The organism is Demequina aurantiaca, from assembly GCF_000975135.1.
GTDB classification, from domain to species: domain Bacteria; phylum Actinomycetota; class Actinomycetes; order Actinomycetales; family Demequinaceae; genus Demequina; species Demequina aurantiaca.
In genome coordinates this window covers 1,124,121-1,148,714 of record NZ_BBRF01000001.1, presented here as the reverse complement: position 1 = coordinate 1,148,714, position 24,594 = coordinate 1,124,121, and the positions used below count along the sequence as shown (strand labels likewise).

Genomic DNA, 24,594 nt, shown 5'->3' with positions numbered 1-24,594 from the left:
AAGTCAGGCTCCTTAACGCTTGTTCTTGCCAGAGGTACGGCGGCGGACGATGAGCTTGTCGCTCTCCTTGGACTTCTTGCGGGTACGGCCCTCGGCCTTGCCCCAAGGGCTGACCGGGTGACGTCCACCAGAAGTCTTGCCCTCACCACCACCGTGCGGGTGGTCGACAGGGTTCATGACAACACCACGCACGGTTGGGCGCTTGCCCTTCCAGCGCATGCGGCCGGCCTTACCCCAGTTGATGTTCGACTGCTCGGCGTTGCCGACCTCGCCGATCGAGGCGCGGCAGCGTGCATCCACGTTGCGAATCTCACCGGAGGGCATACGCAGCTGGGCGTATACGCCATCCTTGGCGACGAGACGCACCGACGCACCCGCGGAACGGGCAATCTTGGCGCCGCCACCGGGCTTGAGCTCGATCGCGTGAATCACGGTACCGACGGGGATGTTGCGCAGCGGCAGGTTGTTGCCGGGCTTGATGTCGGCACCAGCACCGGCCTCAATAGCGTCACCCTGACGGAGCTTCTCGGGAGCAATGATGTAGCGCTTCTCGCCATCTGCGTAGTGCAGCAGCGCGATGCGGGCGGTCCGGTTGGGGTCGTACTCGATGTGAGCGACCTTCGCGGGCACGCCGTCCTTGTCGTGACGACGGAAGTCGATCACGCGGTAGGCACGCTTGTGGCCACCACCCTGGTGACGGGTAGTGATGCGACCGGTATTGTTACGGCCACCCTTCTTGTGAAGGGGGCGGACCAGCGACTTCTCGGGCTCGGAGCGAGTCACCTCAACGAAGTCGGCAACAGACGAGCCACGACGGCCCGGAGTTGTCGGCTTGTACTTACGAATAGCCATGAGTGATTCCTGTCCTTACCTAGCCGACCTGGCCGGAGAAGATGTCGAGAGCCTCGCCGCCACCAACGGTGACGATGGCGCGCTTGACATCTTTACGCTTGCCAAGGCCGAAGCGCGTGCGGCGCGTCTTGCCCTTGCGGTTAATGGTGTTGACCGACGACACCTTCACACCGAAGATCTGCTCAACGGCAATCTTGATCTCGGTCTTGTTGGCGCGGGGGTCCACCTCGAAGGTGTACTTGCCCTGATCCATGAGCGAGTAGCTCTTCTCCGACACGATAGGTCGGATGAGGATATCGCGGGGGTTCTTGTTCAGGTGGCTCACTTGGTCTCCTCCGCCTGAGTAGCGGCAGCCTCGGACTCGGTGGCAACGGCCTTAGCCGATGCGCCCTTGGCGGGGCCTGCGAGGAACGCGTCGAGCGCGGATGCCGTGAACACGATGTCATCGTTGGTCAGCACGTCGTACGTGTTGAGCTGGCCAACCGAGACCACGTGGGTGTCGGGCGCGTTGCGCAGCGACTTCCAGGCGAGCTCGTCAGTCCGCTCGAGCACGATGAGTGCGCGGCGTCCGGCCGTCACCGCAGCGATTGCGGCAATAGCGTTCTTGGTGGAAGGAGCGTCGCCGGAGACGACGCTCTTGAGGACGTGCACGCGATCGGCGCGAGCCCGGTCAGACAGCGCACCGCGAAGCGCGGCGGCCTTCATCTTCTTGGGCGTACGCTGCGAGTAATCGCGCGGCTGCGGTCCGTGGACGATGCCACCGCCGGCAAACTGGGGCGCGCGGATCGAGCCCTGACGAGCGCGACCGGTTCCCTTCTGCTTGTACGGCTTGCGGCCACCACCGGATACCTGTGCACGCGTCTTGGTCGCGTGCGTACCCTGGCGAGCTGCGGCGCGCTGGGCGACGACAACCTGGTGGATCAGCGGGACGTTCGTGACGACGTCGAAGATCTCGGCGGGAAGCTCGGCGGTGCCGGCCTTCTTGCCCTTCGCGTCGACGACGTCGACAGTCTGAGTGTTGGTCATTTGAGTTACGCGCCCTTCACTGCGGAGCGGATGAGTACGACGCCACCCTTGTTGCCGGGAACGGCACCCTTGAGCAGCACCAGGCCACGCTCGAGGTCGACTGCCTGGACCTGCAGGTTCTGCACGGTCTTGCGGTCGTTACCCATGCGTCCGGCCATCTTCATGCCCTGGAACACACGCGACGGCGTCGAAGCGCCACCGATCGATCCGGCCTTGCGGTGGTTCTTGTGAGCACCGTGGGAGGCGCCTACGCCGTGGAAACCGTGGCGCTTCATAACACCGGCGGTTCCCTTTCCCTTGGTGGTGCCGGTTGCGTCGACGAGCTGGCCGACCTCGAACACGTCGGCGGCAATCTCCTGGCCGAGCGTGTAGTCAGCGGCGTTCGCGGTGCGAACCTCGGCAACGTGGCGGCGAGGCGTAACGCCTGCCTTGTCGAAGTGGCCCTTCAGCGGCGCGGTCACGCGGCGAGGGTCAACTGCGCCGAAAGCGAGCTGAACGGCACTGTAACCGTCAGTCTCTGCGTTCCGCACCTGAGTCACAACGTTGGTGTCTACCTGGACGACCGTCACGGGAACAACTCGTCCCTCGGCGTCCCACACCTGCGTCATGCCCAGCTTCGTACCTAGCAGCGCAGTTACATTGCGCTGGGCATTGGAAGTAGTCATGTTGAGTGAAGTCCTTAACAGCTCGTTAGAGCTTGATCTCGATGTTGACGTCAGCCGGGAGGTCGAGACGCATGAGCGAGTCGACTGCCTTGGGCGTCGGGTCCACGATGTCGATGAGGCGCTTGTGAGTGCGCATCTCGAAGTGCTCGCGGCTGTCCTTGTACTTGTGGGGCGAACGAATTACACAGAACACGTTCTTTTCGGTGGGCAGCGGGACGGGTCCCACCACTGAAGCACCGGCGCGCGTGACCGTTTCAACGATCTTGCGAGCTGAGGAGTCAATGACCTCGTGGTCGTAGCTCTTCAGCCGAATGCGGATCTTTTGTCCCGCCATGGCGTGGTTCTGCCTTATCTCTCGTCAATCTGTGGTCATCACCACCGACCCCCGCGCTCGGGCGTGTCGCGCAATTGCTTCGCACGCGAGCTTTACCGATCGCTCGGCGAGTCGTTGGTGAGTGTGATGGCTACCCGCAATGGGCAACCTGAATATTATGCCAGATATTTGCCTGGCATACCAACCGCAGTTCCGTGACTCCCCTCACACCGGGGGCGGGGCCTGACGGCTAGCGTGCAGATGCGGGGCCCGGATTGAACCGGACCCCGCATCTGGGGATCGCTTAGTTAAGCGAACTACTTGATGATCTTGGTCACCGTGCCGGAGCCGACGGTACGGCCACCTTCACGGATTGCAAAGCCCTGTCCCTCTTCGATGGCGATGGGCTGAATTAGCGCAACGGTCATCTCAGTGGTGTCACCAGGCATAACCATCTCGGTGCCCTCGGGCAGCGTGATGACGCCCGTGACGTCAGTCGTACGGATGTAGAACTGGGGACGGTAGTTCGTGTAGAACGGGTTGTGACGGCCGCCCTCGCTCTTGTCGAGGATGTACGCCTTGCCCTCGAAGTCGGTGTGAGGGGTGGTGCTGCCCGGGGCAACAACAACCTGTCCACGCTCGACGTCTTCGCGCTTGGTACCGCGGAGCAGGAGGCCACAGTTCTCGCCGGCCCACGCCTCGTCCATCTGCTTGTGGAACATCTCGATACCCGTGACCGTGGTCTTCTGGGTGTCCTTGATGCCGATGATGTCGACTTCGGAGTTGATCTTGAGCTTGCCGCGCTCGATCTTGCCGGTGACGACGGTTCCACGACCGGTGATCGTGAAGACGTCCTCGATGGGCATGAGGAACGGCTTGTCCATGTCGCGCTCGGGCTCGGGGACGTTCTCGTCCACCGCGTCCATGAGCTCGCCAACCTTGGCAGCCCAAGCCTCGTCGCCCTCAAGTGCCTTGAGTGCGGAGACCTGGATGACGGGAGCGTTGTCACCGTCGAAGCCCTGCGAGCTGAGCAGCTCGCGAACCTCGAACTCGACGAGCTCGAGGATTTCCTCGTCGTCAACCATGTCGGACTTGTTCAGTGCGACGAGCAGGTAGGGAACACCAACCTGCTTGGCGAGAAGAACGTGCTCACGCGTCTGGGCCATGGGACCATCCGTCGCGGCAACCACGAGAATTGCGCCATCCATCTGCGCAGCACCCGTGATCATGTTCTTGATGTAGTCAGCGTGGCCGGGGGCGTCGACGTGTGCATAGTGACGCTTCTCGGTCTCGTACTCGATGTGCGCGATGTTGATCGTAATACCGCGCTCGCGCTCTTCAGGAGCCTTGTCGATGTCTTCGAAAGGCGTGAAGGGGTTGAGGTCCGGGTACTTATCGTGCAGGACCTTCGAGATGGCGGCGGTCAGCGTCGTCTTACCGTGGTCGACGTGACCGATGGTTCCGATGTTGACGTGCGGCTTGGTCCGCTCGAACTTGGCCTTACCCATTTGGGCTTCCTCCTGATTAGTTTTAGAGACTCGGGTAGTGAATCTTAACGTCTAGCGCTAGCCGTTGGCTATTGCGGGGCGTGTAGCTTCCCTACTGGTCGTTTGTTTATTTCTATTTCAACCGGTGGGACTACTCGCCCCGGGTCTTTGCAATGATCTCCTCGGCAACTGCCTTGGGGACCTCTGCGTAGCTGTCGAAGGTCATCGAGTACACCGCGCGACCCTGCGTCTTTGAACGCAGGTCCCCGACATAACCGAACATCTCTGACAGTGGCACGAGGGCATCAATCACCTTCACACCAGTGGCTTCCAACATCTGTCGGATCTGGCCACGGCGTGAGTTGATGTCGCCGATGACCTCGCCCATGTACTCCTCGGGCGTACGGACCTCGACTGCCATCACGGGCTCGAGGATCACAGGCTTGGCGCGCTTGACGCCCTCCTTGAAGACCATCGAACCGGCAATCTTGAATGCCATTTCGGACGAGTCAACGTCGTGGTAAGCGCCATCGAGCAGAGTGGCCTTCACTCCGACCATGGGGTAGCCAGCGAGAACGCCGAGCTCCATAGCGGACTGGATACCAGCATCGACCGACGGGATGTACTCGCGAGGGACGCGACCACCCGTGACGCCGTTGACGAACTCGTAAAGCTCGCCCTCTTCCGATTCGAGAGGCTCGAAGCGGACCTGGACCTTTGCGAACTGGCCGGATCCACCCGTCTGCTTCTTGTGGGTGTAGTCGACCTTGTCGGCAATGCCCTTGATGGTCTCGCGGTACGCGACCTGAGGCTTTCCGACGTTGGCGTCGACGTTGAACTCGCGACGCATGCGGTCAACCAGGATGTCGAGGTGCAGCTCGCCCATACCGCCAATGACGGTCTGACCGGTGTCCTCGTCCAACTTCACGCGGAACGTGGGGTCTTCCTCAGCCAGCTTCTGGATAGCGATCGACAGCTTCTCCTGGTCAGCCTTGGTCTTAGGCTCGATAGCAACATCGATGACCGGCTCGGGGAACGTCATGGACTCGAGGACCAACGGGTTCGCGGGGTCGCACAGAGTGTCACCCGTGGTCGTGTTCTTCAGGCCAATGACCGCGTAGATGTGACCGGCGGAGATGGTCTCGACAGGCATTTCCTTGTTGGAGTGCATCTGGAAGAGCTTTCCGATGCGCTCCTTCTTGTCCTTGGTGGCGTTCAGGATGGGTGCGCCCGACTCGAGGTGACCCGAGTAAACGCGCACGTACGTGAGCTTTCCGAAGAACGGGTGGGAAACGACCTTGAAGGCCAGCGCGGAGAAAGGCTCGGTTGCGTCGGAGTGACGCTCGATGATCTTCTCTTCGTCACGCACGTCGCGACCCTCGATCGCACCCACGTCGAGCGGGTTCGGAAGGTAGTCGATGACGGCGTCGAGCATCGGCTGCACGCCCTTGTTCTTGAAGGCAGAGCCACAGAGAATCGGGTACGCCTCGCCGGCGACCGTCAGCTTGCGAATCGCAGCCTTGATCTCGGGAACCGTGATCTCCTCGCCTGCAAAGAAACGCTCCATCAGCGCATCGTCCGTCTCGGCGACGGCCTCGAGAAGCATGTTGCGGTATTCCGCAGCCTTCTCCTTGAGGTCCTCGGGGATCTCCTCGGTCTCGTATGCCTCACCGAGGTCGGTCTCGCCGCGCCACACCTTGGCGTTCATCTCGACCAGGTCGACGATGCCGATGAAGTCGTTCTCAGCACCGATGGGAAGCTGGATGGGCAACGGGGTGGCCTTCAGGCGATCGATGATCGTCTGAACCGTGTAGTAGAAGTCCGCGCCCAGCTTGTCCATCTTGTTGACGAAGCAGATACGAGGAACGTTGTACTTGTCGGCCTGACGCCAGACGGTCTCGGACTGGGGCTCAACGCCCTCCTTGCCGTCAAACACGGCGACAGCACCGTCGAGGACGCGGAGCGAACGCTCCACCTCGACCGTGAAGTCAACGTGTCCGGGGGTGTCGATGATGTTGATCTGGTTCTTTTCCCAGAAGCACGTCACAGCAGCGGACGTGATGGTGATGCCACGCTCCTGCTCCTGCTCCATCCAGTCAGTCGTCGACGCACCGTCGTGGGTTTCACCGATCTTGTAGTTCACGCCCGTGTAGTACAGGATGCGCTCGGTAGTAGTGGTCTTGCCGGCGTCGATGTGCGCCATGATGCCAATGTTGCGGACCTTCGTGAGGTCCGTAAGCACGTCCTGTGCCACGAGTGGTTCTCCCTAAACTTTTCTGACTACCAGCGGTAGTGCGCGAAGGCCTTGTTGGACTCCGCCATCTTGTGCATGTCCTCGCGACGCTTCACCGCGGCGCCGAGGCCGTTGGATGCGTCGAGGATCTCGTTCATGAGGCGCTCGGTCATGGTCTTTTCACGACGCTGACGCGAGAAGTCAACCAACCAACGCAGCGCGAGGGTGGTCTGACGCACGGGACGGACATCCACGGGCACCTGGTAGGTGGCTCCACCAACACGGCGAGACTTGACCTCGAGTGCGGGGCGGATGTTCTCAAGAGCGCGCTTGAGGACGGTGACGGGGTCCTGACCGGACTTTTCCTTCACGCCTTCGAGTGCGCCGTAGACGATGGCCTCGGAGACTGACTTCTTGCCGTCCAGCAGGATCTTGTTGATCAGCTGGGTGACGACAGGTGCGCCGTATACCGGGTCGTTGATGATCGGACGCTTAGGCGCCGGTCCCTTGCGAGGCATTACTTCTTCTCCTTCTTCGCGCCGTAGCGGCTGCGAGCCTGCTTGCGGTCCTTAACACCCTGGGTGTCAAGCGAGCCGCGAACAATCTTGTAGCGAACACCGGGGAGGTCCTTCACACGACCGCCACGCACGAGCACGATCGAGTGCTCCTGAAGGTTGTGACCCTCGCCGGGAATGTACGCGGTGACCTCGATACCGGTCGAGAGGCGCACACGTGCGACCTTACGCAGAGCCGAGTTCGGCTTCTTGGGCGTGGTCGTGTACACGCGGGTGCACACTCCGCGACGCTGGGGGCTCGACTTGAGAGCCGGGGTCTTGGTCTTGGTCACCTTGGGGTGGCGACCCTTCCTGACCAGCTGCTGAATCGTAGGCACTGCTTCTCCGTCTTTTAGTTCGTGTGAAAACTGGTGAAAATCTCATGTGTCATGTCCGACCCCCGCGCTCGGGCGTGTCGGTCATGATCGTGGCGCTCCGGTGAAGGCGCGCGCAAGGGGCCCGCCGACGCGGGCACGAGTATCTAAGATACCCGTCACCCGCGTCCGCGTCAAAGCGAAGTTACCAACGCTGGCCCTGACGTAGTGCTAGTCGCGAGGAATTTCAAACTCTTCGAGAGGAACGGCCTCGCCCGTACCCTCGCTAAAGAACTGTCCGTCCCACTCTTCGTAACCGAAGGTTGGGAACAGGTTGGACTTCGCTTCTTCGGTGGGCTCGACCGTCGCCGAACGGTACTGGTGCAAACCGGTACCGGCGGGGATGAGCTTTCCGAGGATGACGTTTTCCTTGAGGCCGAGCAGCGGGTCCGACTTTCCGGACATCGCCGCCTCCGTGAGGACGCGGGTGGTCTCCTGGAAGGAGGCCGCCGACAGCCACGAGTCGGTCGCGAGAGATGCCTTGGTGATACCCATGAGCTCGGGGCGAGCCGATGCCGGCTTTCCGCCCTTCGTCACGGTTTCGCGGTTGGAACTCTCGAAACGCGCGCGCTCCACCAGTTCACCCGGCAGAAGCGTGGTCTCACCCGAGTCAAGCACGGTCACGCGACGCAGCATCTGCCGCACGATGACCTCGATGTGCTTGTCGTGGATCTCCACACCCTGCGAGCGGTACACCTGCTGAACCTCGTCCACCAGGTGCTTCTGGGTGGCACGGGGGCCCAGGATGCGCAGCACGCTCTTGGGGTCTACGGCACCAGCGACAAGCTGCTGCCCAACCTCGACGTGCTCGCCGTCCTGCACCAGCAGGCGCGAACGCTTGGTGACGGGGTACTCGATGACCTCGTCGCCGTTGTCCGGCGTCACGACCAGGCGGCGCGTGGCCTCCGAGTCATCAACCTTGAGCTTTCCAGCGACCTCGGAGATCGGAGCCACACCCTTGGGGGTACGGGCCTCGAAGAGCTCCTGGACACGGGGAAGACCCTGCGTGATGTCATCGGCCGATGCCACACCACCGGTGTGGAACGTACGCATCGTCAGCTGCGTGCCGGGCTCACCGATGGACTGTGCGGCAACAATACCGACGGCCTCACCGATGTCGACCAACTCGCGGGTCGCGAGGGAGCGACCGTAGCACTTGGCGCAGGTTCCAACAGCGGACTCACAGGTGAGTACGGAGCGGACCTTGACCTCTTCCACGCCCGACTCGATCAGCGCGTCAATCAGGGCGTCCCCGATGTCGTCGCCGGCCTTGCCGATCGTGGTGCCAGAGGCGTCCTGGACGTCGGTCGCGAGGTTTCGGGCGAAGACCGAGGTCTCCACACGCTCGTGGAGCTGGCGGTTGCCCGCTGCGTCCTCCTCGATGATCGGCATGACCAGACCGCGCTCGGTACCGCAGTCGTCCTCACGCACAATGACGTCCTGTGACACGTCCACCAGACGGCGGGTCAAGTAACCCGAGTCGGCGGTACGCAGCGCGGTGTCAGCGAGACCCTTGCGGGCACCGTGAGTTGCGATGAAGTACTCGAGAACCGACAGGCCCTCGCGGTAGTTCGACTTGATCGGACGCGGGATGATCTCACCCTTAGGGTTCGCCACCAGTCCACGCATACCGGCGATCTGGCGTACCTGCATCCAGTTACCACGAGCACCCGAACCCACCATAGTGTGAACGGTGTTGTACTCGGGGAATGCTGCACGCATTTCCTTATCCACCTCGTTGGTGGCCTGCGTCCAGATCTCGATGAGTTCCTGACGACGCTCGTCGTCGGTGATCAGACCGGTGTCGTACTGGTCCTGCACCTTGGCTGCGAGAGTCTCGTAGCGGTCCAGGATGGCCTGCTTGCCCTGAGGCGTCACCACGTCCGAGATGGCGATGGTGACACCCGAGCGCGTGGCCCAGTAGAAGCCGGCTGCCTTGAGCGCGTCCAGCGATGCGGCAACCTCGACCTTGGGGTAACGCTCGGCGAGGTTGTTGACGATGTCGCCCAGTACCTTCTTGTCAACGTTGCGGTTGACGTAGGGGTACGACACGGGAAGGAGCTCGTTGAAGAGCGCGCGTCCCAGCGTGGTCTTGAGAGTGAACGCGGAGCCGGCGATGCGGTCCTCGTCCAACGTCACGTCGGCCGGCGGCACGGTGGTGCCATCGACTCGCAGCGAGATCTCCGCGTTGAGCGCGATCGTGCCGGAGTCGAACGCCATCATGGCCTCGGAGGTCGACGAGAACGTCAGCCCCTCGCCAGTGACGCCCGGCTTGTGCAGCGACAGGTGGTAGAGACCAATGATCATGTCCTGTGAGGGCATGGTCACCGGGCGACCATCTGACGGCTTCAGGATGTTGTTGCTCGAGAGCATCAGCACACGTGCCTCGGCCTGAGCCTCGGCGGACAGCGGCAGGTGAACTGCCATCTGGTCACCGTCGAAGTCGGCGTTGAACGCACCACAGACGAGCGGGTGCAGGTGGATTGCCTTGCCCTCCACCAGCTGAGGCTCGAATGCCTGGATACCCAAGCGGTGCAGCGTGGGGGCACGGTTCAGCAACACGGGGTGCTCGGTGATGACCTCTTCGAGGACGTCCCACACCTCGGAGCGCGAACGCTCCACCATGCGCTTGGCCGACTTGATGTTCTGTGCGTGGTTGAGTTCAACCAGGCGCTTCATCACGAACGGCTTGAACAGTTCCAGCGCCATCTGCTTGGGAAGGCCACACTGGTGCAGCTTCAGCTGCGGACCAACAACGATGACCGAACGGCCCGAGTAGTCCACACGCTTACCGAGCAGGTTCTGACGGAAACGACCCTGCTTACCCTTGAGCATGTCCGAGATGGACTTGAGCGGGCGGTTACCAGGACCGGTGACCGGACGACCACGACGACCGTTGTCGAACAGTGCGTCGACTGCCTCCTGGAGCATGCGCTTCTCGTTGTTCACGATGATCTCGGGAGCACCGAGGTCAAGCAGACGCTTCAGGCGGTTGTTGCGGTTGATGACGCGGCGGTACAGGTCGTTCAAGTCGGACGTCGCGAAACGGCCACCGTCGAGCTGGACCATCGGGCGCAGGTCCGGCGGGATGACCGGAACAGCGTCCAGCACCATGCCTTCGGGCGAGTTCGTGGTCGTGAGGAACGCCATCACTACCTTGAGGCGCTTGAGCGCACGTGTCTTGCGCTGGCCCTTGCCGTTGGCGATGATGTCGCGCAGCGACTCCGCCTCAGCCTCGAGGTCGAACGTCTGGAGACGCTTCTGGATGGCCTGAGCGCCCATCGAACCCTTGAAGTACGAGCCGTAGCGACGCGAAAGCTCGCGGTACAGCAGCTCGTCACCCTCGAGGTCCTGGACCTTCAGGCTCGTGAAGCGGTCGAACACTGCGTCGAGACGATCGATCTCGGCGTCTGCACGCTTGCGCAGGTTCGCCATCTCACGCTCGGCGCCGTCCTTCACCTTGCGCTTGACGTCGGACTTGGCACCCTCGGCCTCGAGCTCGGCAATGTCCTTCTCGAGCTTCTCGGCGCGGGTGTTGATGTCGTTGTCGCGCTGGTTGGCGATCGCCTTCTTTTCAACCTCAATCTCGTTGCGGAGCTGAGGAAGGTCTTCGTGGCGACCGTCGACGTCGACCTCGGTGACCATGTAGGCCGCGAAGTAGATGACCTTCTCGAGGTCCTTGGGCGCGAGGTCAAGCAGGTAACCCAAGCGCGAGGGAACGCCCTTGAAGTACCAGATGTGGGTCACGGGAGCGGCAAGCTCGATGTGTCCCATGCGCTCACGACGCACCTTGGAACGAGTGACCTCTACGCCACAACGCTCACAGATGATGCCGCGGTAGCGGACACGCTTGTACTTGCCACAGCCACACTCCCAGTCGCGGGTGGGGCCGAAGATCTTCTCGCAGAAGAGTCCGTCCTTTTCCGGCTTCAGGGTGCGGTAGTTGATCGTCTCAGGCTTCTTGACTTCGCCGTGAGACCACGTGCGAATGTCCTCTGCAGAAGCGAGGCCGATGCGGAGGTCGCTGAATTCGTTTACGTCGAGCACAGTCAGTCCTCTTCCTTAAATCTCGTCGACGCTAGAAGCGTCGGGACGGCTGGACAGGGAGATACCGAGTGACTCGGCTGCTTGATACACGTCGTCTTCCGACTCGCGCATCTCGACAAGCTGACCTTCAGCGTTGAGAACCTCAACGTTGAGGCAGAGCGACTGCATCTCCTTCATGAGCACGCGGAACGACTCCGGCAAACCAGGCTCAGGGATGTTCTGTCCCTTCACGATGGCCTCGTAGACCTTCACGCGGCCGAGCACGTCATCCGACTTGATGGTGAGCAGCTCCTGCAGCGCGTAAGCGGCACCGTAGGCCTCGAGGGCCCACACTTCCATCTCACCAAAGCGCTGACCACCGAACTGGGCCTTACCACCCAGAGGCTGCTGCGTAATCATCGAGTACGGACCCGTGGAACGGGCGTGGATCTTGTCGTCCACCAAGTGGTGGAGCTTCAAGATGTACTTGTAACCGACGGCGACGGGCTCCGGGAAGGGCTCTCCCGAACGGCCATCAAACAGTCGTGCCTTGCCGTTCTCGTTGACCAGGCGGTCACCGTCACGGTTGGGGTTCACGACGGTACGAAGACCGCTGATCGTCTCTTCCTTCAGGCCGTCGAACACCGGGGTCGCCACGGGGCGTCCGGGCTCCGAGGTGGTCGCACCCTTAGGCAGCTGTGCGGTCCAGTCGCCCTTGGCGTCCGTTGCATCCCAGCCGTTCTTGGCGAGCCAACCGGTGGCGGTCTCGAGGACCTGACCGACGTTCATACGTCCAGGAACACCCAGCGGGTTCAGGATCACGTCGACCGGAGTACCGTCCGCGAGGAACGGCATGTCCTCCACGGGCAGGATCGTCGAGATGACGCCCTTGTTACCGTGACGGCCGGCGAGCTTGTCACCCTCCTGGATCTTGCGTCGCTGCGCGATGTACACGCGAACCAGCTGGTTCACGCCTGCGGGCAGGTCGTCGCCGTCCTCCTCGGTGAAAACACGGACGCCGATGACGGTTCCGGTCTCGCCGTGGGGCACCTTGAGCGAGGTGTCGCGGACTTCGCGAGCCTTCTCGCCGAAGATGGCGCGCAGGAGGCGCTCTTCCGGCGTGAGTTCGGTCTCACCCTTAGGCGTGACCTTGCCCACCAGCACGTCACCGGCGCGAACCTCGGCACCGATACGGATGATGCCACGCTCGTCGAGGTCAGCGAGGACCTCTTCCGAGGCGTTCGGGATGTCGCGAGTGATCTCCTCCGGACCCAGCTTGGTGTCGCGGGCGTCAACCTCGTGCTCCTCAATGTGAATCGAGGAGAGAGTGTCGTCCTGCACCAGACGCTGCGAGAGGATGATCGCGTCTTCGTAGTTGTGGCCTTCCCAGCACATGAATGCGACAAGGAGGTTCTTGCCCAAGGCGAGGTCACCCTCGTCCGTGGCAGGACCATCGGCGAGGACGGAGCCCTCGACGATCTTGTCGCCCTCGTCGACCAGCACGCGCTGGTTGTACGAGGTGCCCTGGTTGGAGCGCTGGAACTTGGCGACGCGGTAGGACCCAGTCGTCGCATCGTCGTTCGCAACCGTGATCAGGTCCGAGGAAACCTCGGTGACCACGCCGGGCTTGGTGGCGATGATGACGTCACCAGCGTCAATTGCCGCGCGACGCTCCATGCCGGTACCCACGAGCGGGGCCTCGGAACGGACCAGCGGCACAGCCTGACGCTGCATGTTGGCACCCATGAGTGCGCGGTTGGCGTCGTCGTGCTCGAGGAACGGAATCAGTGCGGTACCGACCGACACCATCTGACGTGGGGAGACGTCGATGTAGTCAACAGCCTCGGGGGCCACCAACTCAACCTCGCCACCCTTGGCGCGCACGAGGACGCGCTCGTCCGTGAAGCGGCCGTCATCGGCGATCCCGGCGTTAGCCTGCGCGATGACGAACTGGTCCTCGTCATCGGCCGTCAGGTAGTCGACCTTGTCGGTGACCTTACCCTTGAGCACCTTGCGGTACGGCGTCTCGACAAAGCCGAGCGGGTTGATGCGACCGAACGATGCGAGCGAGCCGATCAGACCGATGTTCGGGCCTTCAGGGGTCTCGATGGGGCACATGCGGCCGTAGTGCGACGGGTGAACGTCTCGTACTTCCATGCCGGCACGGTCGCGGGACAGACCACCCGGGCCCAGCGCGGACAGACGACGCTTGTGCGTCAGACCGGCGAGGGGGTTGTTCTGGTCCATGAACTGCGAGAGCTGGCTGGTGCCAAAGAACTCGCGAATCGCGGCGACCACGGGGCGCGTGTTGATCAGGGTCTGCGGCGTGATGGCCTCGACGTCCTGAGTCGTCATGCGCTCACGCACCACGCGCTCCATGCGGGACAGACCCGTACGGATCTGGTTCTGGATAAGCTCACCGACCGCACGGATACGGCGGTTGCCGAAGTGGTCGATGTCGTCAGTCTCGACGCGCACGTCGCCGTTGGTGCCCGGCATGGTCGAGTGACCGGCGTGGGCAGCAGCGATGTACTTCACGGTGGCGACGATGTCGTCAACGTTCAGGACCGAGTCGTTTAGGGGCTTGTCGACGCCGAGCTTCTTGTTCAGCTTGTAGCGGCCGACCTTCGCGAGGTCGTAGCGCTTGGAGTTGAAGTAGAAGTTGTCGAGCAGGTTCTGACCGGCCTCAACCGTGGGCGGCTCACCCGGGCGCAGCTTGCGGTACAGGTCGACGAGTGCTTCCTCGTGCGTGTGGACGGTGTCCTTCGCGAGGGTCTCGAGTACAGCGGGGTACTCCTTGAACTCGCGCTCGATGTCCTCGTCCGTCAGGCCCAGGGCCTTGAGGAACAGCGTGACAGACTGCTTGCGCTTGCGGTCGACACGAACGCCAACGGCGTCACGCTTGTCGATCTCGAACTCAAGCCAGGCGCCACGCGACGGGATCATCTTCGCGGTGAAGATGTCCTTGTCTGAGGTCTTGTCGGGCGTGCGCTCGAAGTACACCCCGGGCGAACGGACCAGCTGCGAGACAACGACGCGCTCGGTGCCGTTGACGATGAACGTTCCGCGCGGGGACATCAGCGGGAAGTCGCCCATGAACACCGTCTGCGACTTGATCTCGCCCGTGGTGTTGTTCATGAACTCGGCGGTCACGAACAGCTGCGCGGAGAACGTGAAGTCCTTCTCCTTGCACTCGTCAGGCGTGTGACGAGGCTCTTCGAAGTAGGGGTCGGAGAACGACAGAGACATGGTCTGTCCGAAGTCCTCAATCGGGGAGATCTCCTCGAAGATCTCCTGGAGGCCGGCAGTCAACGGAACGTCGTTGCGGCCTTCCTCCTTGGCTGCGTCAACGCGCGCAGTCCAAGCGGCGTTTCCAAGAAGCCAGTCGAAACTCTCAGTCTGCAGACCGATGAGGTTCGGAACCTCAAGCGGCTCAGCGATCTGAGCGAATGAGACTCGTCGTGATGCGGAGCGGTTAGCGATGGCCGAAGCCGTGGGGGTGCGCAAGGCAGCCAAGGGTGGGTCCTTCCCTTTTTAATTCGAGCAGGTCACGTGCTAAAGCCACAGTTCCACCGGATCCTGGGGCGAAACCACTTTCGAGCGGACGCACACCAGGTAGGCATTTGAGGGCAGGGCAATAGACAGCGCAACTACCCAGAGTAGTGCCGAATCGCGAGATTGTCCACCCAAAATTCAAAGTCGTCAACAGTGACGCGCGTGTCGGTGGAGGACAGGAACCAAATCGCAACCCACCCGTGGGGCAAAAGCCATGTCGCCGCTTCCGCGCCGACTGCTCCTGCGCTTACATCTACGCTGCTTTCTCGCCGAAAATGGGTCCGGATGTAGGCGCAGGGGACATTCGCCGATGCCGGGAACGGCAAAGGCCGGGCCGATGCTTTCGCATCGACCCGGCCTCCGCTTCAGCGAGAAGTCGAAACTACTTGAGCTCGACCTTGGCGCCAGCGGCCTCGAGGACCTCCTTGGCCTTCTCAGCGTCTTCCTTCTTTGCGCCCTCAAGAACAGCCTTGGGTGCGCCGTCAACGAGTGCCTTCGCCTCACCGAGACCGAGGCTCGTGAGTGCGCGCACCTCCTTGATGACCTGGATCTTCTTGTCGCCGACCTCGGCGAGGATGACGTCGAACTCGTCCTTCTCCTCAACCTCTTCAGCGGCAGCAGCGGCCGGAGCGGCAGCAGCGGCAACGGGGGCAGCAGCGGAAACCTCGAAGGTCTCCTCGAACGCCTTGACGAACTCCGAGAGCTCGATGAGGGTCAGTTCCTTGAACGCGTCGATCAGCTGATCGGTGGTGAGCTTAGCCATGGTGGCTTCCTTCCTAATTCTGCGTAAGCAGGGGTTGTTTGGGGGGTGCAGCCGTTAGGCTGCGTCTTCCTGCTTCGCACGCAGGGCTTCGACGCCTCGCGCTGCCTGAGCAAGCGGGGCCTGGAAAAGATATGCAGCTCCGAACAGCGACGCCTTGAGGACGCCTGCCGTCTTTGCGAGCAGTACTTCACGGGACTCGAGGTCTGCGAGCTTGTTGATCTCGTCAGCAGACAGCACGGCACCATCAAGAACGCCGCCCTTGAGGACGAGCGCCTTGTTGTCCTTGCTGAACTCCTTCAGACTCTTTGCAGCCTCCACCGGGTCACCGGTGACGAATGCAATGGCCGTGGGACCAACGAAGAGGTCGTCAAGACCTTCTACGCCGGCATCCTTAGCCGCGAGCGCCGCGAGAGTGTTCTTCGCAACCTTGAAGGTTGCTGCGCCGCGGAGCTTGGTACGCAGCTCAGCGAGCTGGGGTACCGAGAGACCGCGGTACTCGGTGATTACGACAGCGTCGGAGTCACGGAACTGATCCGCGAGGTCCTTTACTGCCGCCACCTTGTCTGGCGTCGCCATGGTTGTCCTTCCGTTGATGCGACCGCAGGTATCCCGCTCCGACCAACAAAAAAGCCCCGCACAGGGCGGGGCACATGGGCGCATCAGACTAATCCGACAAACCTGTACTCGCTCTGCGCTGGCTTCCACTGCTGCGGAACTTCGTGTCGGTTGGTCACCTTGCGGCTCCCGCCCCGACGACCGGCGGTCTTTGGGCGTAGGCAATCGTACGGCGTTCGCTCCCCCGAAGCAAATCCCCCGTCGTCGCGGCCAACCAGCCGAGGCATCGGCGGAAAGACTTTCAAGCATCGGCCGATGCTGGGGAGACGAAGAAGGGCCGGTTCCCCTCAGGGGAACCGGCCCGGGTGACACACGCGCTGGGGGGTTGAAGGCGCGCGTGCACCATGCTCTCTGCGCTCAACCCGGGATCGCCGGGCGTCGCACGAGTGCGTTTCTTAGTGCAGCTCTACTCTGCTGCCTTCGCCAACGGATCCACGAGGATACCGGGGCCAGTGGTCGCGGAGATCGCGGCCTTGACGATGTACTTGCCCTTAGAAGCGGAAGGCTTCACGCGAACGATTTCGTCCACGATCGTCTTGTAGTTCTCGAGCAACTTCTCGTCGCCGAACGACGCCTTGCCGACCACGGTGTGGAGGTTGGCGTGCTTGTCGACGCGGAACTCGATCTTTCCGCCCTTGATGTCGGACACGGCCTTGGCCACGTCCATCGTCACGGTGCCGGTCTTGGGGTTAGGCATGAGGCCACGGGGACCCAGGACCTTACCCAAACGACCAACCTTGCCCATCAGGTCGGGGGTGGCAACAACGGAGTCGAAGTCCTGACGACCGTTCTGCACCTCCTCGATGAGCTCGTCGCCACCGACGATGTCTGCGCCGGCCTCGCGGGCGGCGTCTGCCTTCTCGCCGTTGGCGAAGACCAGGACCCGAGCGGTCTTACCGGTGCCGTGCGGAAGGATGACGGTGGAGCGAACCGACTGGTCCGCGTGACGAGGGTCAACGCCCAACTTGAAAACCGCATCGATGGTCGAGTCGGTGTTCTTGGAGGACGTCTTCTGAGCGAGGCGGAGGGCCTCGATCGGCGTGTAGAGCTGGCTACGGTCGACGAGCTGGGCTGCGTCGTTGTAAGCCTTTGAGCGCTTAGTCATCTGCTGATGTTTCCTTTGCAGTCGTGGTGGCGGGCCAGCGCGGCCCTCCCACTTGGGGTGGAACTACTTAACGGTGATACCCATGGAGCGGGCGGTGCCGGCGATGATCTTCGACGCAGCGTCGATGTCGTTCGCGTTGAGGTCTTCCATCTTCGTCGTCGCGATCTCGCGGACCTGTGCCTCGGTAATCGAGCCAACCTTGTCCGTGTGCGGAACGCCAGATCCCTTTGCAACGCCAGCTGCCTTCTTGATGAGCTCGGCTGCAGGAGGGGTCTTGGTAATGAAGGTGAACGAGCGGTCTTCGTAGACCGTGATCTCGACGGGAACCACATTGCCACGCTGCGACTCGGTCGCCGCGTTGTAGGCCTTGCAGAACTCCATGATGTTCACACCGTGCTGACCGAGGGCGGGGCCCACGGGCGGTGCGGGGTTTGCGGCGCCAGCCTGGATCTGAAGCTTAATCAGACCAGCGACCTTCTTCTTAGGGGGTGCCATGTTTGGGTCCTTCTATTGCTCGTGGCGGATGGTGACCGCCGTGGTGTTGTCCTGCCAGGAACCTAGATCTTCTGGACCTGGTTGAACGACAGTTCGACCGGAGTTTCCCGGCCGAAGATGGATACGAGGACGTGGAGCTTCTGGCTCTCGACGTTGATCTCGGAAATGGTGCCGGGGAGCGTGGCGAACGGGCCGTCGATGACGGTGATTGCCTCGTCGACAACAAAGTCGACCTCCACGGGGGTGGCCTTCGACGACTGCTCGTCCTCGACGGCTGCGGCGGTCTCGGGGGTCACCAGCATCGAGTAGACCTCGTCAATGGTGAGCGGAACCGGCTGGTGTGCGTGACCGACAAAACCGGTGACGCCAGGCGTGTTGCGAACGGTGCCCCAGGACTCGTCGCCTAGGTACATGCGGACCAGGACGTAGCCGGGCATCCGCACGCGGGTGACGAGCTTGCGCTGGCCGTTCTTGATCTCTGCGACCTCTTCCATCGGGACCTCGACCTGGAAGATGTAGTCCTCCATGTTGAGGCTCGCGATGCGGTGCTCAATAGCCTGCTTCACGCGCTTCTCGTGACCGGAGTAGCTGTGCACGACATACCAGTCGCCCTCGCGCATGCGCAGTTCCATCTTGAACTCTGCGGCCGGATCCGAGACGGGCTCAGCCAAGTCCTGGTCAGCGTCGTCGGCCTCTTCGATAACCGCTGCAACCTCGGCAGGGTCAACCGCGTCGTCGCCGGGAACGGTGTCGTCGTCGCCCTCGATCACGGCATCGGCGGGAGCATCGGCAAAGCCGGCCTCGTCGACGGGAACCTGAGCGGGCTCTTCCGCGGCCGCAGACGCCTCAGTGAGGGCTGCGTCAACGTCAGCGACCAAGGCCTCAGCCTTGTTCAGCGCGTCGTCAATCTTGTCGTCACTCATCGGTGCACCACTTCCTTTACTCGACGGCGCTTAGCCGCCGAAAACCTTCTGCGAGAGCCAGCCGAATGCCACATCGAGCACGAAGACCAGAACCATCATGACGGCCACGAAGCCAACGACCACCCAGATGTAGCGGATCAGCTCTTCACGCGTGGGCGTGACGACACGGCGCAGTTCGGAGATCACCTGGCGCACGAACAGTGCGATGCGGCCAAAGATCGAGCGGCCCTCTCGCTTTTCGTGGCGCGGGTCGTCCTCACCGGCGTCGGTCACGGCAGATTCACTCACCGAATAGTCCTTTGCTTTGTGGGAGACATGCTTACTTTCACTCACGCGGTGAAATACCGCGCTCTGCAGGGCAGGCGGGACTCGAACCCACAACCGTCGGTTTTGGAGACCGATGCGCTACCAATTGCGCCACTGCCCTTCGGGAAAGGTTGGTTTCCCTTTGGAGATCGACATTCTGTTGCTGCGTTTTGGGCGCAGGTCATCATGACGAATGTCAATCGCCGACTAGCAATGCTACGGCTTTTCGGGCCGTAAAGCGAACTCGAGTCCGCTCCGCTGATTGGGTCCTGGTCCCTGATGGACAAATGCTGGCCCCGGCGGCGCTAGGCAACTATCCACGATACGTCAGCGCGAGGCGCACGTCGAGACCACAACCGTGCACGTGCTCCGAAATACCGTGCATGCGCTCCGAACTGAGGCGACGTCAACCATGGTGCTGCGACCGTTCGTGAAGGGCGAGACCAATACTGGCCTTCCGGATCGGGCTTTTGACCCCTTCATTCAGGACGATGCTGACTTCGTCCTTCAGGAGCGGTCGGTGGCGAGGGCGGCGCTCACCTCGGCAACGATGTCGATCGCTCGAGCACCGACGAGGTCCGCGTAGGTGAATCTCATGACCCGAAATCCGCAACGCAAGAGCATACGGTCGCGTTCCCGGTCCCGCTGGAACGCGTGCGGGTCGTCGTGATGGCGGCGGCCGTCAGTCTCGACCACCAACTGCCCCTCGACCAGCAGATCTACCCGACCTACCCCATCGACAAATCTCTGCGGTTGCACGGCAAATCCCGCCTCAACCAGATCCACGCGCACCAGTGTCTCGAGTGGGGATTCTGCCCGACCATCGGCGTGAGCGACGAGCCACTCCCTGCGCTCCCGCGCGAATTCCGCGATGGCACGGCCGCGCGAGTCCACGAGTCGGCTTGAAACGGGCGCGATGTGATTGACGTTCACAAGCCCCTTGTTCAGGGCAGAGTCGAGCGCGACTAGATGCTCGCGCGGGGTAAGGCAAGCGCTCGCAGCAATAAGTGCGCGGGCGACGGAGACCACTGTCCCCGGGGTAGCTCCACGGCAGCAGTCGCTTGCGTAGTGAAGCCGGGTGCGCGCCGAGCCACGGCCCCGCGCCGCGAAGTTGCTCGGCACCTCGAGATGAGCCCCATCCGGCAGATTGATGAGTGAAATGCCGTGGCGAGCAAGGGCGCTCACGCAGGTGACCTGCGCGCCGAGCCGGACACAATCAAGCATCATCGGGGTGACTCCAGGCACCCCGTAGACACCGCGAGCGACACGCGTCATGCGATTCTCGCGAACTGCGCCGGCGATATCCCGCTTCTGAAAGCCCAGACTCAGCAACGTGCCGGTACGCGCCGCACCACCAAGGTCGGCCACTCGCTTCGCCACGTCCACCCTGCCACGGTCCCGCAGAGCGATGGTCGGCGCTGTCGCGAGAGCACATCTGTGGATAACCGGTGAGTGGTGGCAAGGTGTTCGTGGTGGGGCTGGTTCCTTCGTGAAGGTGCGTATCCGCGGGGCCCTTCCGCAGGGGACACTGGGGCCAAAACGCAGGACGATGCTTCTATCGTCCTTCACGAACGGACCGAACGATCGGGCGGAAAGTGAGACGCGAGCACAGCGGGTCGGGGCACGACTGCCGCAGGCGGAGCTAGCACTCCGGGTGAGAGCGCAACCCCCGCAGGCGGCGGGGCGTGAGTGGGGCACGACTGCCGCAGCCGGAGCCAGCACAGCGGGTGAGGGGCATCGGCCGGTGTGGAAGAATGAAAACCGTGACCTCCTCAGCCTCTCGCCGCGTCTCTGCCCGCCTCGGTGCCATCGCACCCTCAGCCACCCTCGCCGTCGACGCGAAGGCCAAGGCCCTCAAGGCCGCCGGACGGCCCGTGATCGGCTTCGGAGCTGGTGAGCCCGACTTCCCCACGCCGCAGTTCATCGTGGACGCAGCCATTGAGGCAGCAAAGGACCCCAAGAACCACCGATACACCCCCGCCTCGGGTCTCCCCGACCTGCGCCAGGCCATCGCGGACAAGACCAAGCGCGACTCTGGCTACGAGATCGACCCTGCTTCGACGCTCGTGACCAACGGCGGCAAGCAGGCCGTCTTCCAGGCGTTCGCCGCGATCCTCGACCCGGGCGACGAGGTCATCCTCCCCGCTCCGTATTGGACCACGTACCCAGAGGCCATCGCCCTCACGGGCGCGACCACCGTCGAGGTGTTCGCCGGCGCCGACCAGGACTACCTCGTCACGGTCGAGCAGCTCGAAGAAGCACGCACTGACGCGACCAAGGCGCTGCTGTTCTGCTCGCCGTCCAACCCCACGGGCGCCGTCTACACGGCTGAGCAGACCAAGGACATTGGCGAGTGGGCCCTGGAGCACGGGATCTGGGTCATCACCGACGAAATTTACGAGCACCTCCTCTACGAGGACGCGGCATTCACACCGATGCTGTCCGTTGTTCCCGACCTCGCCGACACCTGCATCGTGCTCAACGGAGTGGCCAAGACCTACGCCATGACCGGCTGGCGCGTGGGCTGGATGGTGGGCCCCATGGACGTCATCAAAGCGGCCACTAACTTCCAGAGCCACCTCACCAGCAACGTCGCCAACGTCTCGCAGCGTGCGGCGATCGCAGCGCTCAATGGCAGCCTCGACGAGGTCTACGAGATGCGCAAAGCATTTGACCGTCGCCGCCAAACCATGGTGTCGATGCTGCGCGAGATCGACGGCCTCATCGTGCCCACGCCCAAGGGCGCCTTCTATGCGTACCCGTCCGTCGAGGGACTGATTGGCCGCACGATTCGCGGTCGCAAGATCGAGTCCTCGATCGACCTAGCGGCCGTCATCCTCGAGGAAGCCGAGGTGGCCGTGGTTCCGGGTGAGGCATTCGGCCCCAGCGGGTACGCGCGCCTCAGCTACGCTCTTGGCGACGATGATCTGATCGAAGGCGTCGGCCGTATCCAGAGCTTGCTCGCCGAGGGTTAAACCCGTAGCAGTCATTCGCTAGGCGGACGCGTTTCTTGTCCTTGTGGATGATGCGGTGCCTGCGGCGTCGCGGCCATACTCGGGGAGTCAACACTCCACGGGAGAGAAATGAATCCTCACCATGTCGCTAAAGCAGCGACTTGCCTGCTCGGCGCCGTGGGCGCTGTCCACGTCGTCGCCCTCGCCGGCGGCATTCCTTTCGAGTACCTCGGCGGCGGACGCTACCCCGACGAGACCACCGCCCGCATCGGTGAACTCGGGGCGCTTGTCACGGTGTCCGCCTTTGGCTGGATGACCGCGGCGCGGGCGCAATGGCTGTCCCGCCCATCGCCGCGCATCGTCCGCGGGTCCATGTGGGCGATGGGCGGGCTATTCGCGCTCAATACCTTGGGCAACCTCGCCGCAACGACGCTCACCGAGACGCTGATCTTCACCCCCATCACGCTGGCCCTCTCTGCCGCAGGTTTCTACCTGGCATGGCGACCCGCCGATGTCCGACCCACCACTGAGGGGCATTAGCCTCGTGACTATGAACCAACCCGCGATCACCATCCGCGACCTACGCAAGACCTACGGCGAACTGAACGCCGTCGACGGCCTGGACCTCACCATCAACACCGGGGAGATCTTCGCGATTCTGGGCCCCAACGGCGCCGGCAAATCCACGACGGTTGAGATTCTCGAGGGATTCCGCAAGCGCACCTCCGGTGAGGCGACGGTGCTGGGACTCGACCCCGCGCACCCCACGCGCGAGTGGCGCGAGCGGCTCGGCATCATGTTGCAGTCGACCTCCACCAACGCACCCCTGACGGTCCGCGAGATGGTCGCGCACCAGAGCCACCTGTTCCCCCATCCGCGCGACGTCGAAGAAACGATCGCGGAGGTGGGCCTCGAGGAGAAGGCGAACGTCCGTTCCACGGCGCTGTCGGGAGGCCAGCGACGCCGTCTCGATGTCGCCCTCGCCGTCGTGGGCCGTCCCGAGCTGATGTTCCTCGACGAGCCGACCACCGGCTTCGACCCCGAGGCTCGCCGCCAGTTCTGGCACCTCATCGAGTCACTCAAAGACGGCGGCACCACGGTCGTACTGACGACGCACTACCTCGACGAGGCCGAGCACCTCGCCGACCGCCTCGCCGTTATCGCCCGTGGGAAGATGGTCGCGCTCGACACTCCCGCGGGCTTGCGCGCCCGTGCGGCCGATGCCGTGGTGGCCTGGTCAGAACCTGGCGCCGATGGCGCGGTCACCTCTCGTACCGAGGTCACCAAGACCCCCACTGCCACTGTTCGCGGACTCCTTGCTACTCACGACGGCGAGGTCAAGGACCTCGAGATTCGGCGGCCGTCCCTCGAGGACGTGTACCTCGACCTCATCGGGAAAACCGATGACGAGGCGAGTGCGGAAGGCGATGCCGCCATGCCTGGCGAGGTCATCGCTACCGAGGAGGCAACCTCATGAGCCGAATCCCTGCGAGCAAGCCAGCCCCAGCATCGGCCGCGAACAAGCGCCCGTCCATGGCGGCGCTCGTGTGGGAGCGCGCAGTGCTGGAGACCAAGGAGTTCAGCCGCTCGCGCGAGCAGATGCTATTCATCTTCATGTTCCCCATCCTGCTGTTGATTCTGTTTGCGTCCATCATGGGCGGCAACGACATCGGCGGGGGTGTGGATTTCAAGCAGTACTTCCTCGCGGGCATGATTGCCTCGGGAATCATGAACACCGGCTTCCAGTCGCTGGGCATCTCGCTGGCGATCGACCGCGATGACGACGTTCTCAAGCGCATTCACGGCAGCCCATTGCCGGCGTCGGCATTCTTCATGGGCAAGATCGTGCACGTGTTGATGGTGTCGATCATCCAGATCGCGCTGCTGCTCCTGGTGAGCGCGCTGCTCTACGACATTCCCATCCCTACCGACCCCGCCAAGTGGTTGACCTTCGCGTGGGTGTTCCTGCTGGGGACCGCGGCGTCGACCGTGCTGGGCATCGCGTTCAGCTCGCTTGCACGCAGGGGTCGCTCCGCGCCGGCTGTGCTGACGCCCATCGTGTTATCGCTGCAATTCATCTCTGGCGTGTTCTTTGTGTTCACGCAGCTGCCGTCATGGCTGCAGCACATCGCCGAGGTGTTCCCGCTGAAGTGGCTCGCGCAGGGCATGCGATCGGTGTTCCTACCGGACAGCTTCGCCGCGCAGGAGGCCGCTGGCAGTTGGCAGCACCCGGCCACGGCGATCGTGCTGGCGATCTGGTTTGTCGTGGGGCTTGCCGTCACCATCAAGACGTTCCGCTGGCAGCGCCCGAACGACCGGTAGGCGACTGGCCATCATTCCTGTGGCCG

General features: G+C 62.8%; 22 protein-coding genes and 1 tRNA gene. 4 read left to right on the top strand and 19 right to left on the bottom strand.

Features of this window, described 5'->3' with window-relative positions:
• Positions 1 to 12: 12 nt before the first annotated feature.
• From rplB to AOP73_RS05065, 19 genes are all read right to left on the bottom strand, one after another.
• A complete protein-coding gene (rplB, locus tag AOP73_RS05155; RefSeq protein ID WP_061963556.1) occupies positions 13 to 852 on the bottom strand; it encodes a 50S ribosomal protein L2 in 840 nt (279 codons plus the stop codon).
• Between the two features lie 19 nt (positions 853 to 871).
• Positions 872 to 1,177, bottom strand: coding sequence for a 50S ribosomal protein L23 (gene rplW, locus AOP73_RS05150; protein ID WP_061963554.1), 306 nt, complete (start codon positions 1,175 to 1,177; stop codon positions 872 to 874).
• Entirely contained in the window at positions 1,174 to 1,878 is a 705-nt protein-coding gene (rplD, locus tag AOP73_RS05145) for a 50S ribosomal protein L4 (protein ID WP_061963552.1), read from the bottom strand. The genes rplW and rplD overlap by 4 nt, the downstream gene beginning before the upstream one ends.
• 5 nt (positions 1,879 to 1,883) lie before the next feature.
• Complete coding sequence (rplC, locus tag AOP73_RS05140) at positions 1,884 to 2,543, bottom strand: 50S ribosomal protein L3 (protein ID WP_061963549.1); 660 nt, start codon at positions 2,541 to 2,543, stop codon at positions 1,884 to 1,886.
• Positions 2,544 to 2,568: 25 nt separating this feature from the next.
• Positions 2,569 to 2,877: a 30S ribosomal protein S10 gene (rpsJ, locus tag AOP73_RS05135; RefSeq protein ID WP_042213186.1), complete on the bottom strand. Its 309-nt coding sequence runs from the start codon at positions 2,875 to 2,877 to the stop codon at positions 2,569 to 2,571.
• 296 nt (positions 2,878 to 3,173) lie between these two features.
• Complete coding sequence (tuf, locus tag AOP73_RS05130; protein WP_061963547.1) at positions 3,174 to 4,364, bottom strand: elongation factor Tu; 1,191 nt, start codon at positions 4,362 to 4,364, stop codon at positions 3,174 to 3,176.
• Between the two features lie 130 nt (positions 4,365 to 4,494).
• Positions 4,495 to 6,597: an elongation factor G gene (gene fusA, locus AOP73_RS05125; protein WP_061963545.1), complete on the bottom strand. Its 2,103-nt coding sequence runs from the start codon at positions 6,595 to 6,597 to the stop codon at positions 4,495 to 4,497.
• A 26-nt stretch (positions 6,598 to 6,623) separates the two neighbouring features.
• Positions 6,624 to 7,094: a 30S ribosomal protein S7 gene (gene rpsG, locus AOP73_RS05120; protein ID WP_061963543.1), complete on the bottom strand. Its 471-nt coding sequence runs from the start codon at positions 7,092 to 7,094 to the stop codon at positions 6,624 to 6,626.
• Entirely contained in the window at positions 7,094 to 7,468 is a 375-nt protein-coding gene (rpsL, locus tag AOP73_RS05115; RefSeq protein WP_061963541.1) for a 30S ribosomal protein S12, read from the bottom strand. The genes rpsG and rpsL overlap by 1 nt, the downstream gene beginning before the upstream one ends.
• A gap of 207 nt (positions 7,469 to 7,675) precedes the next feature.
• Complete coding sequence (locus tag AOP73_RS05110) at positions 7,676 to 11,551, bottom strand: DNA-directed RNA polymerase subunit beta' (RefSeq protein ID WP_061963539.1); 3,876 nt, start codon at positions 11,549 to 11,551, stop codon at positions 7,676 to 7,678.
• Positions 11,552 to 11,566: 15 nt separating this feature from the next.
• Complete coding sequence (gene rpoB / locus AOP73_RS05105; protein WP_061963538.1) at positions 11,567 to 15,046, bottom strand: DNA-directed RNA polymerase subunit beta; 3,480 nt, start codon at positions 15,044 to 15,046, stop codon at positions 11,567 to 11,569.
• A gap of 421 nt (positions 15,047 to 15,467) precedes the next feature.
• Positions 15,468 to 15,848 (bottom strand): 50S ribosomal protein L7/L12, encoded by a 381-nt coding sequence (gene rplL / locus AOP73_RS05100; protein ID WP_061963536.1) that lies wholly within the window; start codon positions 15,846 to 15,848, stop codon positions 15,468 to 15,470.
• A gap of 54 nt (positions 15,849 to 15,902) precedes the next feature.
• Positions 15,903 to 16,424: a 50S ribosomal protein L10 gene (gene rplJ / locus AOP73_RS05095; RefSeq protein ID WP_061963534.1), complete on the bottom strand. Its 522-nt coding sequence runs from the start codon at positions 16,422 to 16,424 to the stop codon at positions 15,903 to 15,905.
• Between the two features lie 445 nt (positions 16,425 to 16,869).
• Entirely contained in the window at positions 16,870 to 17,568 is a 699-nt protein-coding gene (rplA, locus tag AOP73_RS05090; protein ID WP_061963532.1) for a 50S ribosomal protein L1, read from the bottom strand.
• A 63-nt stretch (positions 17,569 to 17,631) separates the two neighbouring features.
• Positions 17,632 to 18,063: a 50S ribosomal protein L11 gene (rplK, locus tag AOP73_RS05085; RefSeq protein WP_061963530.1), complete on the bottom strand. Its 432-nt coding sequence runs from the start codon at positions 18,061 to 18,063 to the stop codon at positions 17,632 to 17,634.
• Positions 18,064 to 18,125: 62 nt separating this feature from the next.
• Positions 18,126 to 18,986: a transcription termination/antitermination protein NusG gene (gene nusG / locus AOP73_RS05080; protein WP_061963528.1), complete on the bottom strand. Its 861-nt coding sequence runs from the start codon at positions 18,984 to 18,986 to the stop codon at positions 18,126 to 18,128.
• A 30-nt stretch (positions 18,987 to 19,016) separates the two neighbouring features.
• A complete protein-coding gene (gene secE, locus AOP73_RS05075; RefSeq protein WP_061963526.1) occupies positions 19,017 to 19,274 on the bottom strand; it encodes a preprotein translocase subunit SecE in 258 nt (85 codons plus the stop codon).
• 66 nt (positions 19,275 to 19,340) lie between these two features.
• Positions 19,341 to 19,413 (bottom strand) — tRNA-Trp (locus AOP73_RS05070).
• A gap of 386 nt (positions 19,414 to 19,799) precedes the next feature.
• Positions 19,800 to 20,660: an endonuclease domain-containing protein gene (locus AOP73_RS05065; protein WP_152650535.1), complete on the bottom strand. Its 861-nt coding sequence runs from the start codon at positions 20,658 to 20,660 to the stop codon at positions 19,800 to 19,802.
• 395 nt (positions 20,661 to 21,055) lie between these two features.
• On the opposite strand from AOP73_RS05065, the gene AOP73_RS05060 reads away from it, so the two are divergent.
• From AOP73_RS05060 to AOP73_RS05045, 4 genes are all read left to right on the top strand, one after another.
• The gene (locus AOP73_RS05060; RefSeq protein WP_174435862.1) at positions 21,056 to 22,267 is read left to right on the top strand and encodes a pyridoxal phosphate-dependent aminotransferase; all 1,212 of its coding nucleotides are present in this window, start codon (positions 21,056 to 21,058) and stop codon (positions 22,265 to 22,267) included.
• A gap of 108 nt (positions 22,268 to 22,375) precedes the next feature.
• The gene (locus tag AOP73_RS05055) at positions 22,376 to 22,786 is read left to right on the top strand and encodes a hypothetical protein (RefSeq protein ID WP_061963520.1); all 411 of its coding nucleotides are present in this window, start codon (positions 22,376 to 22,378) and stop codon (positions 22,784 to 22,786) included.
• Between the two features lie 10 nt (positions 22,787 to 22,796).
• Entirely contained in the window at positions 22,797 to 23,723 is a 927-nt protein-coding gene (locus tag AOP73_RS05050; protein ID WP_061963518.1) for an ABC transporter ATP-binding protein, read from the top strand.
• Positions 23,720 to 24,568, top strand: a complete 849-nt coding sequence (locus AOP73_RS05045; RefSeq protein ID WP_061963516.1) for an ABC transporter permease — start codon at positions 23,720 to 23,722, stop codon at positions 24,566 to 24,568. The genes AOP73_RS05050 and AOP73_RS05045 overlap by 4 nt, the downstream gene beginning before the upstream one ends.
• Positions 24,569 to 24,594 lie beyond the last annotated feature (26 nt).

Bases quoted from the DNA above. Each gene is read 5' to 3' on its own strand.
- tuf (WP_061963547.1), bottom strand. From the start codon at position 4,364: ATGGGTAAGGCCAAGTTCGAGCGGACCAAGCCGCACGTCAACATCGGA.
- AOP73_RS05045 (WP_061963516.1), top strand. From the start codon at position 23,720: ATGAGCCGAATCCCTGCGAGCAAGCCAGCCCCAGCATCGGCCGCGAAC.
- nusG (WP_061963528.1), bottom strand. From the start codon at position 18,986: ATGAGTGACGACAAGATTGACGACGCGCTGAACAAGGCTGAGGCCTTG.
- rplJ (WP_061963534.1), bottom strand. From the start codon at position 16,424: ATGGCGACGCCAGACAAGGTGGCGGCAGTAAAGGACCTCGCGGATCAG.
- rplB (WP_061963556.1), bottom strand. From the start codon at position 852: ATGGCTATTCGTAAGTACAAGCCGACAACTCCGGGCCGTCGTGGCTCG.
- rpsG (WP_061963543.1), bottom strand. From the start codon at position 7,094: ATGCCTCGCAAGGGACCGGCGCCTAAGCGTCCGATCATCAACGACCCG.
- AOP73_RS05050 (WP_061963518.1), top strand. From the start codon at position 22,797: ATGAACCAACCCGCGATCACCATCCGCGACCTACGCAAGACCTACGGC.
- rpsJ (WP_042213186.1), bottom strand. From the start codon at position 2,877: ATGGCGGGACAAAAGATCCGCATTCGGCTGAAGAGCTACGACCACGAG.
- rplL (WP_061963536.1), bottom strand. From the start codon at position 15,848: ATGGCTAAGCTCACCACCGATCAGCTGATCGACGCGTTCAAGGAACTG.
- rplC (WP_061963549.1), bottom strand. From the start codon at position 2,543: ATGACTACTTCCAATGCCCAGCGCAATGTAACTGCGCTGCTAGGTACG.
- rplD (WP_061963552.1), bottom strand. From the start codon at position 1,878: ATGACCAACACTCAGACTGTCGACGTCGTCGACGCGAAGGGCAAGAAG.
- rplK (WP_061963530.1), bottom strand. From the start codon at position 18,063: ATGGCACCCCCTAAGAAGAAGGTCGCTGGTCTGATTAAGCTTCAGATC.
- rplA (WP_061963532.1), bottom strand. From the start codon at position 17,568: ATGACTAAGCGCTCAAAGGCTTACAACGACGCAGCCCAGCTCGTCGAC.
- AOP73_RS05055 (WP_061963520.1), top strand. From the start codon at position 22,376: ATGAATCCTCACCATGTCGCTAAAGCAGCGACTTGCCTGCTCGGCGCC.